The organism is Neobacillus sp. FW104-15D2 (genome assembly GCF_058790155.1).
Window position 1 is genome coordinate 1 of record NZ_JBYTCJ010000020.1, and the last position, 15,106, is coordinate 15,106.

19 protein-coding genes are annotated in these 15,106 nt (G+C 41.6%); 11 read left to right on the top strand and 8 right to left on the bottom strand.

Annotated elements, in window-relative coordinates; genetic code table 11:
* Positions 1–479: 479 nt before the first annotated feature.
* Positions 480–1,325: a pyrroline-5-carboxylate reductase gene (gene proC / locus AC3WR0_RS15820; RefSeq protein WP_492553219.1), complete on the bottom strand. Its 846-nt coding sequence runs from the start codon at positions 1,323–1,325 to the stop codon at positions 480–482.
* A 491-nt stretch (positions 1,326–1,816) separates the two neighbouring features.
* On the opposite strand from proC, the gene AC3WR0_RS15825 reads away from it, so the two are divergent.
* On the top strand, positions 1,817–2,776 hold the full coding sequence (locus AC3WR0_RS15825) for an MBL fold metallo-hydrolase (protein ID WP_492553220.1): 960 nt from the start codon (positions 1,817–1,819) through the stop codon (positions 2,774–2,776).
* A gap of 10 nt (positions 2,777–2,786) precedes the next feature.
* Complete coding sequence (locus AC3WR0_RS15830) at positions 2,787–3,581, top strand: SDR family NAD(P)-dependent oxidoreductase (RefSeq protein WP_492553221.1); 795 nt, start codon at positions 2,787–2,789, stop codon at positions 3,579–3,581.
* A gap of 27 nt (positions 3,582–3,608) precedes the next feature.
* On the opposite strand, the gene AC3WR0_RS15835 is transcribed toward AC3WR0_RS15830, so the two are convergent.
* Positions 3,609–4,046, bottom strand: a complete 438-nt coding sequence (locus AC3WR0_RS15835) for an NUDIX hydrolase (RefSeq protein ID WP_492553222.1) — start codon at positions 4,044–4,046, stop codon at positions 3,609–3,611.
* Between the two features lie 108 nt (positions 4,047–4,154).
* On the opposite strand from AC3WR0_RS15835, the gene AC3WR0_RS15840 reads away from it, so the two are divergent.
* A complete protein-coding gene (locus AC3WR0_RS15840) occupies positions 4,155–5,375 on the top strand; it encodes an MFS transporter (protein WP_492553223.1) in 1,221 nt (406 codons plus the stop codon).
* A gap of 247 nt (positions 5,376–5,622) precedes the next feature.
* On the opposite strand, the gene AC3WR0_RS15845 is transcribed toward AC3WR0_RS15840, so the two are convergent.
* Complete coding sequence (locus tag AC3WR0_RS15845) at positions 5,623–5,817, bottom strand: YqzH family protein (RefSeq protein WP_492553224.1); 195 nt, start codon at positions 5,815–5,817, stop codon at positions 5,623–5,625.
* 357 nt (positions 5,818–6,174) lie between these two features.
* On the opposite strand from AC3WR0_RS15845, the gene AC3WR0_RS15850 reads away from it, so the two are divergent.
* A complete protein-coding gene (locus AC3WR0_RS15850; protein WP_027323728.1) occupies positions 6,175–7,434 on the top strand; it encodes a Y-family DNA polymerase in 1,260 nt (419 codons plus the stop codon).
* 21 nt (positions 7,435–7,455) lie between these two features.
* Positions 7,456–7,788, top strand: coding sequence for a YolD-like family protein (locus AC3WR0_RS15855; RefSeq protein ID WP_492553225.1), 333 nt, complete (start codon positions 7,456–7,458; stop codon positions 7,786–7,788).
* A 79-nt stretch (positions 7,789–7,867) separates the two neighbouring features.
* On the opposite strand, the gene AC3WR0_RS15860 is transcribed toward AC3WR0_RS15855, so the two are convergent.
* A complete protein-coding gene (locus tag AC3WR0_RS15860) occupies positions 7,868–8,077 on the bottom strand; it encodes a CDGSH iron-sulfur domain-containing protein (protein ID WP_027323730.1) in 210 nt (69 codons plus the stop codon).
* 125 nt (positions 8,078–8,202) lie between these two features.
* Between AC3WR0_RS15860 and AC3WR0_RS15865 the strand changes: the two genes are divergently transcribed.
* A complete protein-coding gene (locus AC3WR0_RS15865; RefSeq protein WP_492553226.1) occupies positions 8,203–8,529 on the top strand; it encodes an iron-sulfur cluster biosynthesis family protein in 327 nt (108 codons plus the stop codon).
* 122 nt (positions 8,530–8,651) lie between these two features.
* Here the strand turns inward: AC3WR0_RS15865 and AC3WR0_RS15870 are convergent, their stop codons facing one another.
* From AC3WR0_RS15870 to AC3WR0_RS15880, 3 genes are all read right to left on the bottom strand, one after another.
* On the bottom strand, positions 8,652–9,584 hold the full coding sequence (locus AC3WR0_RS15870; protein ID WP_492553227.1) for an alpha/beta hydrolase: 933 nt from the start codon (positions 9,582–9,584) through the stop codon (positions 8,652–8,654).
* Positions 9,585–9,771: 187 nt separating this feature from the next.
* Positions 9,772–9,900 carry a hypothetical protein gene (locus AC3WR0_RS15875; RefSeq protein ID WP_275940671.1) on the bottom strand — a complete coding sequence of 43 codons (129 nt, stop codon included), beginning with the start codon at positions 9,898–9,900 and terminating at the stop codon, positions 9,772–9,774.
* A gap of 68 nt (positions 9,901–9,968) precedes the next feature.
* Positions 9,969–10,874 carry a hydroxymethylglutaryl-CoA lyase gene (locus AC3WR0_RS15880; RefSeq protein WP_492553228.1) on the bottom strand — a complete coding sequence of 302 codons (906 nt, stop codon included), beginning with the start codon at positions 10,872–10,874 and terminating at the stop codon, positions 9,969–9,971.
* Between the two features lie 144 nt (positions 10,875–11,018).
* Here AC3WR0_RS15880 and AC3WR0_RS15885 point away from each other — a divergent pair, with 144 nt between their 5' ends.
* The 3 genes from AC3WR0_RS15885 to AC3WR0_RS15895 are packed head-to-tail and all read left to right on the top strand — an operon-like array spanning position 11,019 to position 13,607.
* The gene (locus AC3WR0_RS15885) at positions 11,019–12,206 is read left to right on the top strand and encodes an acetyl-CoA C-acetyltransferase (RefSeq protein WP_492553229.1); all 1,188 of its coding nucleotides are present in this window, start codon (positions 11,019–11,021) and stop codon (positions 12,204–12,206) included.
* Between the two features lie 23 nt (positions 12,207–12,229).
* Entirely contained in the window at positions 12,230–12,919 is a 690-nt protein-coding gene (locus AC3WR0_RS15890; protein WP_492553230.1) for a CoA transferase subunit A, read from the top strand.
* Between the two features lie 31 nt (positions 12,920–12,950).
* Positions 12,951–13,607 carry a CoA transferase subunit B gene (locus tag AC3WR0_RS15895; RefSeq protein WP_027323736.1) on the top strand — a complete coding sequence of 219 codons (657 nt, stop codon included), beginning with the start codon at positions 12,951–12,953 and terminating at the stop codon, positions 13,605–13,607.
* A gap of 374 nt (positions 13,608–13,981) precedes the next feature.
* On the opposite strand, the gene AC3WR0_RS15900 is transcribed toward AC3WR0_RS15895, so the two are convergent.
* Positions 13,982–14,086, bottom strand: coding sequence for a YjcZ family sporulation protein (locus AC3WR0_RS15900; RefSeq protein WP_035444020.1), 105 nt, complete (start codon positions 14,084–14,086; stop codon positions 13,982–13,984).
* A gap of 239 nt (positions 14,087–14,325) precedes the next feature.
* Between AC3WR0_RS15900 and AC3WR0_RS15905 the strand changes: the two genes are divergently transcribed.
* Together AC3WR0_RS15905 and AC3WR0_RS15910 are read left to right on the top strand one after the other, a co-directional pair.
* Positions 14,326–14,574 (top strand): YqkE family protein, encoded by a 249-nt coding sequence (locus AC3WR0_RS15905; protein WP_492553231.1) that lies wholly within the window; start codon positions 14,326–14,328, stop codon positions 14,572–14,574.
* On the top strand, positions 14,575–15,099 hold the full coding sequence (locus AC3WR0_RS15910; protein WP_492553232.1) for a GrpB family protein: 525 nt from the start codon (positions 14,575–14,577) through the stop codon (positions 15,097–15,099).
* Positions 15,100–15,106: the final 7 nt, after the last annotated feature.

Sequence of the window (15,106 nt, forward strand, 5' to 3'; positions counted from 1 at the left end):
TTTCCAGGTTTTTGGAAGTTGGCGATAAGTACCCGTTTTTTTTAAAAGCTAAACATTTAAGAACCTAAGCAGTTACATGATACCATAAATTGGTTATAATTAGGAAAAAGTATAGGGGGATTATGGTAATTAGAGGGCCGGGTATCCCAAAGTTGAAATCGTGCATTAATCAGTTGGAATCGTGCATTTAACAGTTAAAATCGTGCATTTACCAGCTGGATTTGTGCATTTAATATTTTTGTAGGGGGTATTTTTCAATTAGGCGCACCGTACAAGCTAGCTATTGATAGATTCAACGGAAAAAATACTTATTTTAAGTAAAATGATAAGAAAAAAAGCTTATTTCTATAAAGAATAGTTGAATTGTTTATTAATTTTTAAGAATATACATAGTGGGGTATCAAAAGACCAAACCAAACTATCACTTTTTTAAGGATAAGGATTTCCCAGACCGCATCCTGAGAAATCCTTTTAATGAATCAGGATGTCTGCCGTTTTGGCTCGACTGCTGAACTTATCGCTTTTCCCATTTTTCTAGACTGGGCAGTTGCTTCTTTGATGCAATTAACTAGCGCTTTATGGACGTCATGGTTTTCAAGAACCTTTATTCCGGCTTCGGTTGTTCCTCCTGGACTAGTAACTTCATGGCGCAGCTGCCGTGAAGGTTTCTCCGACTTTGTCAGCATTTCAGCAGCCCCAAGCAGTGTCTGGACAATCAATTCCTTTGCCAGCTGTCCTTCAAGACCAATCTCCCGTGCACTTTCTTCCATTGCTTCTACCAGATAGTATATATACGCAGGACCGCTTCCGGATAGGCCAGTCACTGCATCAAGCTGAGTTTCCTCAACAAAAGCTGCAAGTCCCACTGTTTCAAATAACTTTCTCGCCATCTCTGCCTGTTTTAAACCAACACGTTCATTACACGCCAGGCCTGTTGCTGATTTTCCGATGGCCGCAGATGTGTTTGGCATGGCTCTTACAACAGAAAGTTTTTTACCAGCCACAGTTTCAATCGTTTGAATCGAGAGGCCAGCCAGGACCGAAATCAGCAATGTTTGCTCTGATAGATAGCTGCTGATGCCTTGAATTCCAGCTTCCGCGTCCTTTGGTTTCATGGCAAGGATAACCGCATCTGCATCCTTAAAAAGATCCGTTAAATCGTAGGTAACCGTGACGCTATATTCTTGGCGGAGGCGTTCGAGCCTTGCTTCGTCACTTCTGTTGGTTACCCAAATGTTTTGCTTTTCCACCAGACCACTGGCAGTAATTCCTGAAATTAGAGCTTCTGCCATTGAGCCAGCACCGAACATCACTAATTTTCGCATCGAATCTTCCTCCTTTTTTACTGCTTTTTTGAAAAAATAAAAAGGCCCATCATCCGCAAAGGACGAAAGGCCTAACTTCCGTGGTACCACCTTCATTCACCAATCCGGGATTAACCCAAAAAGGCTCACTCTGTTCCGTTAACGCCGGATCCGCGTTTAGGTTTTCCTAACTGCTCTTAAGGTAGGTTCAATGGTTAATTGGACGGTGAAGCCTTTCAGCCGCTGAGCTTCACTCTCTTTCGCCGTTTTCCATTTACTGGCCTTAGTCATTGCCATTTTACTGTTTTTATTTAAAGTCTTAAATATTCCAAAGTTTTAATTGTGATTATGCAAGAAATCTAGCATGTCTGTCAAGGGCATTTGAAAAAATAAATATTTTAAATATTTAATAAATTATGTGAAAATAATGACAATTGCTACTAAAATGGGTACACTTAATTCTATAATCGATTTAATTTTATTGGAGAATAGTATTAAGGAGCATGGAAAAAATGACAGAATGGAAAAATGGAATCGCAAAATTAAACATCCCAACACCCTTTGCAGTTGGTGATGTAAATGTTTATGTCGTAAAGGGAGAGCGTCTGACCTTAATTGACGCGGGACCAAAGACAGATGAGGCATGGGAGGCGCTAAATCATCAGTTGAATGAATTGGGACTTAGCACGAATGATATCGAACAAATTGTTCTTACCCATCATCATCCTGATCATGCCGGCTTGCTTGATTATTTCCCGGATAGTCTGCCGGTATATGGTCATTGGCTCAATGAACGCTGGATAATGAGGACCGACGCTTTTTATGCCGAGCACGAGGCTTTTCATCGCAAGCTTTTCAAAGATTTTGGCTTGCCTGAGGAGTTCAGTCCGTTCATCACTCATATAAGGCATACATTAAAGTACACGTGTAACAGATCCCTAACAGGTTTATTGGCGGAAGGGGAATCCATTCCAGGACTTTCTGAATGGACCGTTCTTGAAACGCCCGGCCATGCGCAAAGCCATATTGTACTGTTAAGGGAAAGTGATGGAACGCTGATTGGCGGAGATCTTATCCTGGCCCATATCTCTCCAAATCCCCTTATGGAGCCGCCTATCCCAGGTGAAACAGAAAGGCCGAAACCTCAGCTTCAGCTGAATGCCTCTTTAAAAAAACTTCGGGAGTATTCGATAGAGCTCGTTTATACGGGCCATGGTGAGGAAGTAACAGATCTCCCTGACCTGGTTGAAAAAAGGCTGGAACGCCAGCATGACAGAGCAATGAAGGTGAAGAGCTGGCTTGAGGAAGAAGAAATGACCGTGTTCGAAATTTGCCGCCGTTTATTTCCGTCCGTTTATCGCCGTGAACTTGGGCTGACCCTCTCCGAAACTGTTGCTCAGCTTGACTATTTGGAGTCTATAGGAGAAATTGTTATAGGGGACAGCAGACCTGTTCTCTTTAAAGCTAGATGAGGTGAAAGCTGTGGCAGAACGGTTAAAGGAAAAAAATATCGTGATCACTGGCGCCTCCGGTGGGATAGGTGCCGAAATTGCCAGGCTCTGCGCAGAGCGTGGGGCAAATCTCGCCCTCATGGCCAGAAGCCTTGATAAATTGCAGCTGCTAAAAAAGGAGCTGGAGGCTCGCCATGGGATCAGGGTTTACGTCCATCAGCTCGATGTTGCCCAGACTGATATGATTGAAAATGTTTTTTTAGCTGTGAAAAAAGAGATGGGTACAATTGATATCTTAGTAAATAATGCTGGATTTGGGATTTTTCGTGAAGCGCATGAAGCTGTGGTGGAAGAAATTAAAAATATGTTTAATGTAAATGTAGTTGGATTGATGGCCTGTACGAAAATGGTGCTTCCGGAAATGCGTGAACGCCACAGTGGGCATATTATTAATATAGCTTCGCAGGCGGGCAAAATAGCTACACCAAAATCGAGTGTTTACTCCGCTACCAAGCATGCGGTTCTTGGTTATACAAACAGCCTTAGAATGGAAGTTTCAGACTTTAATGTGTTTGTAACAGCGGTCAATCCAGGTCCCATAGCAACAAACTTTTTTGAGATTGCCGATGAGAAGGGTACATATGTAAAAAATGTTCAGAGGTATATGCTTCAGCCGGAATATGTTGCCCGGAAGGTTGTCGATGCGATGCTTACCCCTACCAGGGAGATTAATCTTCCGCGCTGGATGAACATGGGCAGCATTGTATTTGCTCTTTTTCCGCGCATGTTTGAGCGGATTGGAAAGAGGGCATTCGATAAAAAATAAGAGCCGGGGCAACCCTGCTCTTATTTTTTAGAATTTAAAATTCACTTCGAATGCTTTTTCCACTGCCCAGGCCTGATGTTCGAGGAAAAACAAATCCTTAGCCTCGTTTCGCCTAATCCAGACGAGTTCATGGTCCTCTTCCGTTGGCTTCTGTTGTTCCCCGATTAATTCTGCAAAATAAAAATAGCCGTCACTTACCATATATTCGAACCTTGTCGTTGAATAAAAGTACTTCTTAGCTCTGCCGACAAAGTCCAAAACATTGATTTTAAACCCTATTTCCTCAAGGCATTCTCTTTTTAAGCATTCCTCATAATTTTCATTTTCTTCAATTCCTCCGCCAGGAAGAAAATAACCCGTTGATGTTTTGACTGCTGCCGTTTTACCATTCTCCAAAATGATGGCATAGGCGCCGGGTCTTAGATTGTATGTAACACCCTCGAGCTTTTCACCAAAAATATTCATTATGGACCTCTCTTTTTAATTAAGATGTTGAATCGTTATTTGAAAATATTAAAGGGTTTCTACTGTTAACTATAGAATAATACACGAAAGGGGAGAGGAGGAGAACTTTTGAACGACAGAAAACACCACTTTCTTTTGGTAACAGGGATTGGGGTCTCAAATTTAGGAAGCTGGATTTATTTAGTGGCGATTAATCTATTGGTTGTCAAAATGACTGGTTCTGCTGCTGCAGTGGCGGGTTTGTTTATCATTAGGCCAATTGCAATGCTGTTTACCAATAGCTGGTCCGGAGGTATTATTGACCGTGCTGATAAGCGGAAGCTCATGATAATAATGGACTGTATAAGAGGGGTGCTTGTAGCAGTCATTCCTTTTTTAACATCCGTTTGGGCTGTTTATGCGGTTTTGTTTGCTATTAACCTCGGTACCGCCTTTTTTGGTCCGGCCTCTGCTGCTTACATAACTAAATTGGTGCCTGCTGAAAAAAGGCAAAAGTTCAACTCCTTATTCAGTTTTGCCAATTCAGGCGCTATTTTAATTGGTCCCGGCCTTTCTGGAGTTTTAATCCTTTCTACAAGCATTGATATGGCTATTTATTTAAATGCCTTATCCTTTTTTCTATGTGCATTAGCCATTTACTTCTTGCCTGGCCTTGATTCTGCTCAAAGCCAAAAACAAAAAATGAATTTTTCTCTTCTTGCGGGTGACTGGGTGGAAATTAGCCGATTTGCCAAAGGTGCAGGTTATTTTATGCTCATTTATATCCTATTTCAGGCAGCCGTTCTGTTTGGATTTGCTCTCGATTCACAGGAGGTAACCTTTATTAAAAAAGTAATCAATCTATCAGACAGAAGTTACGGAATACTTTGCAGCATGGCCGGAGTGGGCTACCTTGCAGGCTCGGTTGCATGCACTGCGCTGGCTTCCCGTCTGTCATTAAAATCATATATTGGAATCGGATTATTCTTTAATATGATTGGTTATTTGCTGTTCTATAGTTCTTCCCATTTTGTCTTTGCAGGGGCAGCGTTTATTATTTTAGGATTTTTTGCATCCTTTGCCAATGCCGGGATTGCAACTTTCCTGCAAAATCAGGTACCTGGCAGTCTTATGGGGCGGTTTATGAGTGTCACAAATCTTTTGCAGGGCATTATTCAAATTATCTTCACACTTATTCTTGGTTTCCTGGCAGATATCTTTACTCTCCAGCCAGTCTCCATTATTTTTTCACTTATCGCAGTAATTCTCTCTGTTACTCTTTCCATTTGTATGAATCTCCCCAATAAGAAAAAGCATTTTAGTATTTCTTCTACTGATGTTACTGGATGAAAAAGAACGGCTGCCTCAACCTTAGGCAGCCGTTCTTTTTTGGTGTCGAGCTCCGGTGCCTAGTGTACATCCCACACCTCCCGTCGGTAAGTCAGTATGGAACCTTTCAAAGTGCTCCTGCGTCATAGCTTATTCACAGAAGCTAATGTTCAGCTCGTCGCAAAGCTGCAAGTTGTTTATTCTGAGAAGGATTTTCAGAAAGTTTACTCAGGCAGTTGCTTCACTAACCGGCCCCCCGCTTTTCTTTTCATCCTGTTATAAATTCATACACCGAATCATTTACGATTTCATATAGCTCTGCATCTGGATGCTCGTCTATCACTATTAGAGTTCGTTTGTAAAGTTCTTCATAATCCTCTTGGTTAAGAGGCAATGTTTCTGCCTCGGCATAATATTGTTTAAAGCAATTTTTAATCATTTTTAAAATGAATTTTTTCTCCATTAGGCGCACCTCAATCCTGATTATACCTCTTTTTTCGCCAATATCCACCATGGTAAAGAAGCCTATTTAAGGGAAATAAAGTTTAATTTTTATCTTATTTTATTGTCTAGCTCCAGCGCCCAGCGCCTAGTGTCCATCCCACTTCTCCCTACGATAAGTCAACATCGAATCGCTTTGCACTTCGTGTTTCCTTCATCTCAGTTAAAGTGGGCCCCTGTCCTTACGTCGCTAAACGGGCGCTTCTGCTTTTCTCGGAAAAATTTCCATTGAAACAGAACGCATATTCGCTTAAGATAATGGGTAGAATGATACAGAACGGATGTTCGTTACTTATTTAGCAGGCTGGAGGAAAGGAAAATGGTTGATTACAGCAAATTTCCAAAAAAAAAGATTTTATGTGTGGACATGAAGAGCTTTTACGCAAGCTGTTCCGCTGTTATGGAGGGACTTGATCCTTTAACCTGTTATCTCGCTGTTGTTGGAAACCATGAAAGGCAGGGAAGTGTCGTTTTGGCTGCTTCTCCCCGGATGAAAAAGGAATTTGGAATTAAAACGGGCTCGCGGCTCTTTGAAATCCCAAACGATCCCCGAATTAAAATTGTTGAACCAAAGATGGGAACCTATTTGCGGATTTCAACCGAAATATCCCGCGTTTTTAACCGGTATGTTCCTAAGGAAGCTATTCACACATACAGTGTCGATGAAAGTTTTATCAAGGTGGATGGAGTTCTCCATCTTTGGGGTGATGTGTGGGCTATTGCGAGGAAAATAAAGGATGACATTGAACGTGAATTTCAATTGCCGTGCGCAGTAGGAATAGGGCCAAATATGCTGATGGCTAAGCTGTGCCTTGATCTTGAAGCAAAGAAACATGGCATTGCGGAATGGACATATGAAGATGTTCCGGAAAAGCTGTGGAGTGTTTCCCCGCTTAGGGAAATGTGGGGAATTGGGAGACGTGTTGAAAAAACACTGAACGGAATGGGGATTTTCACTGTCGGCCAGCTGGCACGTTACGATTTGGAAAAATTGGAGAAAAAGTTCGGGATCATGGGCAATCAGCTTTATTACCATGCGTGGGGAATCGACCTTTCCGATATGGGCGCTCCGATTATTGAGGGGCAGATCAGCTTCGGAAAAAGCCAGATTTTATTAAGGGATTACAAAGAAGCCCAGGAGATTCAAAACGTTATCCTCGAAATGTGCGAGGAGGTGGCCCGAAGAACCCGTTCCCATCGTAAAGCCGGGCGCACCGTGAGTTTAGGTATTGGCTATAGCCAGGATGAATTTGGCGGAGGTTTCCTCCGTTCGCGGACGGTAGCTCAGCCAACAAACGTCACCATGGATTTATATCGCATTTGTCTTGAATTATTTCATGAAAATTATTCGGGAAAAACCGTTAGGCAGATTTCCATTTCACTCGGCAATATTATCGATGACAGTGAAATCCAGCTTAGTTTGTTTGATCCGCGCGGGGACCAAAGAAGGGAACTGGGTTACGTGGTGGATAGAATCCGCAACAGATTTGGATCGGGAGCTCTCTTGCGGGCGGTTTCCTATACCTCTGCCGGAACGGCAAAACAGCGGGCACAGCTTGTTGGCGGGCATAAAAGGTAATGCAGAAATGGGGGATACTGGATGATCCGGGACCGAGGAAGAATTAAATGGACATCGATGATGCTTCCTGAGCATGTAAAGATGCTAAGGGAATGGGTAAAAGAAGACTCATATGAACAGCCAAAAGAATTGGATGAACAGCAGCTTGAATTAATGAGCGAAGTACTTGGTGAAGCCATCGAATTTAACCAAACAGTTGCTATTACTCATTATAGAGGCCAAAATTATGAACTTGTGCTCGGAAAAATTCACTATTGGGATGAACTATCGCAGAACCTTCATATAGTCGATAATTTTGGAGAGGTCCATCGGATTCCTATAAAAAATATAGCTGATGCCCGGCTGCATGATTAAGGATATGAGGGACCCGGTCTGGAGATAAATGGAGAAAAGGAAAAGGCAGTTCCCAAGGGAACTGCCTAAACATTTTTAGTTATTCGTCCTCTTTTTGTGCGCGTACTTCTGATTGGAAAACACCTTTGTGGGAACCATCGCAAAATGGCTTGTTTTTAGAAAGGCCGCAGCGGCATAGAGAGAAAGCTGGTTTTGTTTGTATTACATTGCCTTCACCGTCAAGAAGTTCTACTTCTCCAGAAACACGAAGTGAACCATTGTCATTAACCTTAATTTGGACTTTTGACATCTTAGCACCCCTTAATTCTTCATTATCTCTTTTAAATGTTAAAGGGAAGAGGTGGAAAAAGCAAATGAAAATAAAATTTCCCTGCACCGTGTTAAAATACTTATGCAAGGAAAGGGGAAAAACAAATGGAAATAAATATAACTGAGGCGGCATCCCGAAAAATAGAAGAAAAAACAAAAAATCGCGGTTATTTAAAGCTGCTGTATGATATTGAAGGATGTGGCTGTGCTGTGAATGGGGTAGCTGTTCTTTCCCTGGAGAGGGATTTGGATAATGATGAAGTAGAGATTCAAACGAACGGAATTCCTGTTTATATTCAGGAATCAAGAAGTGTCTTTTTTGATGAAAAAATGATCCTGGACTTTTCCGGTGTCTCTAACTGCTTTCAGCTAAAAAGCCCTGGAGAAATCCTGAACGGGCGAATGAGCCTTATTGATCGGACAAAAATTTAAAATAAATTAAAATGAAAAGCAGCTCCCTTTGCTGCTTTTAATTGTTAAGAAAGGAGGTATAGAGCTTTCTAAAAAATGAAAACCCTCCAAGTCGGATCCAGACAAGAAGGGTTCTGTGCTTATTACCTTGTAACAACTGATTGCTTTGATAAAAGCACGTAATTTTCTAAAAACTCATCAATAGCTTTTTCGTAGTCTTCCCGGTTTTCCCTTAAGGATTGAGCATGGGCCCCATTTTCCGGCATGAAAAGCATCTTCGGCCCTTGCTTATGTTCAAAAAGTTCTTCTGTCATGGAAGGCAATATAAAATCGTCCTTTTTGCTGTGGATGAAAAGGACAGGATGTTTAACTTTTTCAATGACAGAGATAGGTGAAACCTCAGATAGCGAGTATTTATCCCTAAATTTAAGGAAGAGGTCGGCAAGCGGAAGGAAAATATCCCCCCGAACCTTGATTTCTTTTTTTAACCTGTATGCCAACTGTTCCTTAAAATCTGAAAATGGACAGTCCGCAATATAAAAATCGGCCCCATCCTCAAGCATTCCGGCATATAAAAGCAGGGTGGCAGCCCCCATAGATTCGCCGTGAATACCAAGGAAAATATCCTGCCCTTTTTCACTTTTCAGCCAGTCCACTACAGCTTTTAAATCAAACTTCTCATAATGGCCGTAGCTTGTTGTTTTTCCACCTGATTCACCATGTCGGCGATGATCATAAATAAGGGCGTTAAAGCCTCTGTTTAAAAAAATATTCATATACTTAATTGAATTAATTTTATTCTCTGTTACTCCATGGGAGATTATAATATACCGGTTGGTGTCATGAGGCTCGATTAATTGTGCCTTAATGGAATATTCGAAGGGGGAGGAAATTAATACATCCCGCTTTGGCAGGGCTTCAAATTGCTCCGGATTAAACCATCCAGTTTCTTTTTCGCGTTCAAGAATGATTTGATCTTTTTTTCGCCGCATGTACATAATCCTGTTTGTAAAATAAATGCCAAAAGAAAACATTACAAACAGTGTGGAAAATATAATACGTAAAGCCCTTCTCAAAAGAATCCCTCCAGAAGAAAACGATAAATTTATGCTTTAAGGCAGCCCAAAAAAGAAAGCGGTATTCTCTAATTTTACCATTTAAATGAATTTAAAACACTCTAAAGCGGAAATGGTTGACAGGACTTGCGCTGCATGAAAAGAGCCGCAGATATCTGCGGCTCAGCCAAATAGAACAGTAGTTTATTTACTCTGCGTTTTCTCCCTTTGTTGGATGAATGGCTTTTTGAAGCTCCTCCGCGGCAATTGTTTTCTTTACAGTATCCGCGTTGGGCTTTCCTTTTTGGCTGTATCCTTTATCTCGTTTTTGGCTCATAACGTATCTCCCTTCAAATGTGGTCATTTAATAAGATGGTTGATTGGGAGCAGGGTTATTCGTCTAATCTAAACAGTTTGGGCATTTAGCTGGTAATAAGCGCTGTCAATGGTTCTGGTAAGATGAGGTCTCACAATATCAATGGCAGAAACAAGCTTTGTTAAATCAACGCCTGTATGGATTCCCATTCTTTCTAATAAATAAACAACATCTTCGGTGGCTGCATTTCCGGCAGCGCCTGGAGCGAAAGGACACCCGCCAAGTCCGCCGGCAGAAGTATCAAAACGGTCTACTCCAGCCTGAAGCGAAGCAAGAATGTTGGCAAGCGCAAGTTTTCTGGTATCATGGAAGTGTGCAGTCATTAGAACTTCAGGGAAAGTATCCTTCAGCATGGAAAAAAGGGAATAAGCTTCAGTGGGCGCTGCCATGCCAATCGTGTCGGCCACACTCAATTCGTCGACACCCGCTTTAACAAACTGGCGGCACAGATTGATTGTATCTGCAGGTTCAATTTTTCCTTCATAAGGGCAGTAAAATGCAGTTGAAATACATGCACGTACAAAATAGCCCTTTTCTTTCAGTTCCATGATAATTGGCGTTAGTTCCGTCATACTCTCATCCGTTGATTTATTAATGTTTTTCCTATTAAAGGTATTGCTTACGCCTACAAAAACAGCCACGGATTGACAGTCAGTCATGTATACCCGATCAATCCCTTTTCGGTTAGGAGCCAGTACAATGCTCCGCATTGAAGGATCAAGGCAATCAGACACAATTTCTGCCGCGTCGCTCATTTGCGGCACCCATTTTGGCGAAACGAAGGACGTCAGTTCCATTTCTTTTAATCCCGCAGACTGAAGCCCTGAAATAAATTGCTTTTTTATTTCTGTTGGAATGAAAACCTTTTCATTTTGAAGGCCATCCCGAGGACCAACCTCGATGATTGTTACTTTGTCAGGTAATTGAAGATGCATGTTCTCCCTCCTCTATTCATATTTTCATTGTAGAGGCACTTTTTAGGAGAAATCAAGAATAATAGAAATTTTGACAAAATAAAAGGATTTTCACGTTTTCACTAGAAATAATAAAATGTAGCACAAAGCAAAGGGAGGATGTAAATGACACAGACAGAAGTCGTAATTGTTGGTGCCATCCGCACAGCAATAGGCACTTTTAACGGAAGCCTGAAAAATGTTTCCGCGGTTGAATTGGGGGCTGCTGCAATTAAAGGCGCACTCGAACAATCGGGAGTAAAGCCTGAATGGATTGATGAAGTGATCATGGGGAACGTTCTCCAGGCAGGATTGGGCCAAAATCCGGCAAGGCAGGCATCATTAAAAGCGGGCATTTCTGAAAGCGTTTCCGCCTTAACTATTAATAAAGTTTGCGGGTCAGGGCTAAAGGCTGTGCACCTTGGCACTCAGGCAATCCTTGCGGGTGACGCAGATGTTATTGTTGCCGGCGGTATGGAAAATATGAGCCAGGCGCCATATATAATAAAAAATGCCAGAGAAGGCTTTAAAATGGGTGACCAGAAATTGATTGACACCCTTACTTCAGACGGTTTAACCTGCGTTTTTAATAATTACCATATGGGTGTTACAGCAGAAAATATCTGTGATCGCTATGGGCTTACAAGGGAAGAACAGGACCAATTTGCCGCACAGAGCCAGGAGAGAGCGGTAAGAGCAATTGAAGAAGGAAAATTCAAGGATGAAATCATTCCTGTAGAAATCCCGCAGCGTAATGGTGACCCTGTTATTTTTGACACGGATGAATTTCCGAGGAAGGGAACAACTGCTGAAAAACTAGCAGGGCTGCGTCCGGCTTTTAAGAAAGAGGGCAGCGTAACGGCTGGTAATTCATCCGGCATTAATGACGGAGCAGCAGTTGTAATTTTAATGAGCAGAAAGAAAGCCGATGAACTTGGCGTTCGCCCGCTTGTTACCATTAAAGGGAATGCAAATGCCGGGGTTGATCCAAGCGTAATGGGAATTGGTCCGGTAGAAGCCGTTAGAAAGGTATTTGAGAAGACAGGCTTAAGCATTGGAGATATCGATCTAATTGAAGCAAACGAAGCATTTGCTGCACAGGCTCTAGCAGTAGGCAGAGATCTAGAATTTAATCAGGAAATTCTCAATGTTAATGGCGGGGCAATTGCACTTGGCCATCCTATCGGTGCGAGCGGTGCTCGTATTCTTGTAACTTTGATTCATGAAATGAAACGCAGACAGGCACAAAAGGGATTGGCCACTCTTTGTATTGGCGGCGGCCAGGGTGTAGCAACTATCGTAGAGCTTGCCTGAGAAATTTGAGGGGAGAGAACAGAATGAAAAAGATTTGTACTTCCTTTAAGGAAGCAGTAGCAGATATCCAGGACGGAGCAACCCTTATGGTTGGCGGATTTGGATTATGCGGTATTCCAGAAAACCTTATTCTCGCATTGGTCGAGAAAGGAGTAAAAGATTTAACCGTTATTTCAAATAACTGCGGTGTTGACGAGTGGGGACTTGGTCTGCTGATGCAAAACAAGCAGATAAAAAAAATGGTCGGCTCCTATGTTGGTGAAAATAAAGAATTTGAGCGCCAGGTGCTTTCAGGAGAGCTAGAGGTTGAACTCCTGCCGCAAGGAACCCTTGCCGAGAAGATCAGGGCGGGGGGAGCGGGAATTCCAGCCTTCTATACACCTGCAGGAGTTGGCACGCCAATTGCTGATGGAAAAGAGACAAGGATATTCAACGGCAAAGAATATCTTCTTGAGGAAGCTTTAACGGCTGATTTCAGTCTTGTACGTGCCTGGAAGGGCGACAAGATGGGGAATCTTGTGTATAACAAAACTGCCAGGAACTTCAGCCCGATGATAGCGGCAGCGGGCAAGGTGACCATTGCAGAAGTCGAAAACCTTTGTGAAATTGGCGAGCTGGATCCTAATTACATCCACACTCCAAGCATATATGTTCAGGCTATTATTGAAGGACAGCAGGAAAAAAGAATTGAAAGACTAACGGTAAAAAAATAGGTTTTGATAGTGCGGGAAAGGAGAGATAAAGATGGTCAATGTTCGCGAAAAAATTGCCATTAGAGCAGAAAAAGAAATAGAAGATGGATTTTATGTAAATCTGGGTATTGGAATGCCAACTCTTGTTGCCAATTACATAACTGAGAATAAGCAAGTAGTGCTTCAGTCGGAAAATGGTCTCCTTGGAATTGGACCATACCCTGAAGAGAGTGCAGTAGATCCAGATCTAATAAATGCGGGGAAAGAAACAGTTACTGCTATTCCAGGTGCTTCATATTTTGATAGTGCTGAATCATTTGCCATGATCCGAGGCGGACATATCGATATTGCCATCCTTGGAGGAATGGAGATATCGGAAAAAGGTGATCTCGCCAACTGGATGATTCCAGGTAAAATGATTAAAGGTATGGGCGGCGCTATGGATCTTGTGCACGGAGCCCGAAAAATCATCGTTATCATGGAGCATGTGAATAAAAAGGGTGAATCAAAAATCCTAAAGGAATGTACTCTTCCTTTGACTGGTAAGGGAGTTGTAAACAGAATTATCACTGATCGTGCCGTTTTGGATGTTACCGAAAACGGACTCCGGCTGGTAGAAGTGGCTGAAGGTTTTTCAGTAGAGGACATTATTCAATCCACAGAAGCAGAGCTTCAGGTTGACGACAATGTTAAATTGAATGCATTTTAACATTGCAATAAAAAAAGAAAGGCGAAACTTTTACTAGTTTCGTCTTTCTTTTTTTATGGGATTTTTAAAGGATTTAGCTATGTTAAAGCTCATTCTTTATTTGGTCCAATATTGATTGGAGCCAACCTCGAGGGGCTAGGCGCTGAAGTTTGCAGGATCTCGAACCCGCCAGCGGAAAGAGTGCGCTGGAAGTGGAAACCAACAGGGAAACTTAACAGACGTCAATCCTAAAAATTGGCACACAAATGAATGAAATACAGTTATACACAGTTAATTCAGGATAGAGCCAAGGATTTAAAAAGAAGCGTGTTCACACACGCTTCCAAGTGAGGTGATTTATATTTCAGAGGCCCATTCTACCTGCTATTTCTATATTAGTAGCCGCCCATGAAAGTTGCCCCAATAATAACTAACAGAATGAAAAGAACAACAATCAAAGCAAAACTGCTGCCCATTCCACCACCGCCTTGGTAGCCCATAGTAACACCACCCTTTTTATAAAGTTAATAAATGATATGTATGGCTTGTATATATTGAAAGGGACAATAGTGGACATACATAAATATTTTTTTAAAATAGCTGTCTTAAAGTTCGTTATTGATTTTATACTCAGCTGATGGGCGAAAATAGGAAATAGATAACCTTCAGCGATAAGGCAAAAAGGATAGTTTCATCTTTAAATGTTATAATTACTGCAAATAAATAAGGGGGAAGTTAGATGAAAAAAAAGAAAAACATCCAGCAAAAAACAAAAAAGGATGACGCGCCGGTTACGCTTGGAGATATGATCAATCAGGATTTATTAAGGCAATTAAAAGATAAGCAGCAGGAGCTAAAAGCAGCAGAAACCAAAAAAGCAGAAGAGGAAGAAGCACGAAAAAGGGAAGAAAGAAGGATTCGTGAAAAGAATAAAAGCTTTGAAGAGTTGTTGAACGAGAATCAAATGAATTGGAAAAATTTTAAATAGATGGCAAAGCGAAAGGTTGAAGTGGTTCCTTATAATAAGGAATGGATAGAGAAATTTCAGGCAGAAAAAGAGCTGATCAGCAGGGAATTTTCTCCCTATAAAATAAATCTCTATCATATTGGAAGCACTTCAGTTCCGGAATTGTGTGCCAAGCCAATTATTGATATTCTCGCCGAGATTGAGAATTTAAATTATTTCGATTTAAAGACACACCTATTCGAAAAGTCAGGTTATATAGCTAAAGAAGAATACGGAATAGCGGGAAGACGTTATTTTTTTAAGTGTGATGAAAAGGGGAATAGGCTTATCCATCTGCATGGTTTTGAAAAAGGGGACCCTGAAATTAAGCGGCACTTAGTATTTCGGAATTATTTGAGACAGTTCCCGGATGAAGCAAGGCGATATGCTGAGGTAAAGGAAGAGGCTGCTGCCAAGTTTCCGTGGGATATTGATTCTTATATTGAGTTTAAAAACGGGATTGTAAAAGAGTTGGAGAAAAAAGCAATGCTTTGGGCAAAAAATTAAGAGGAGA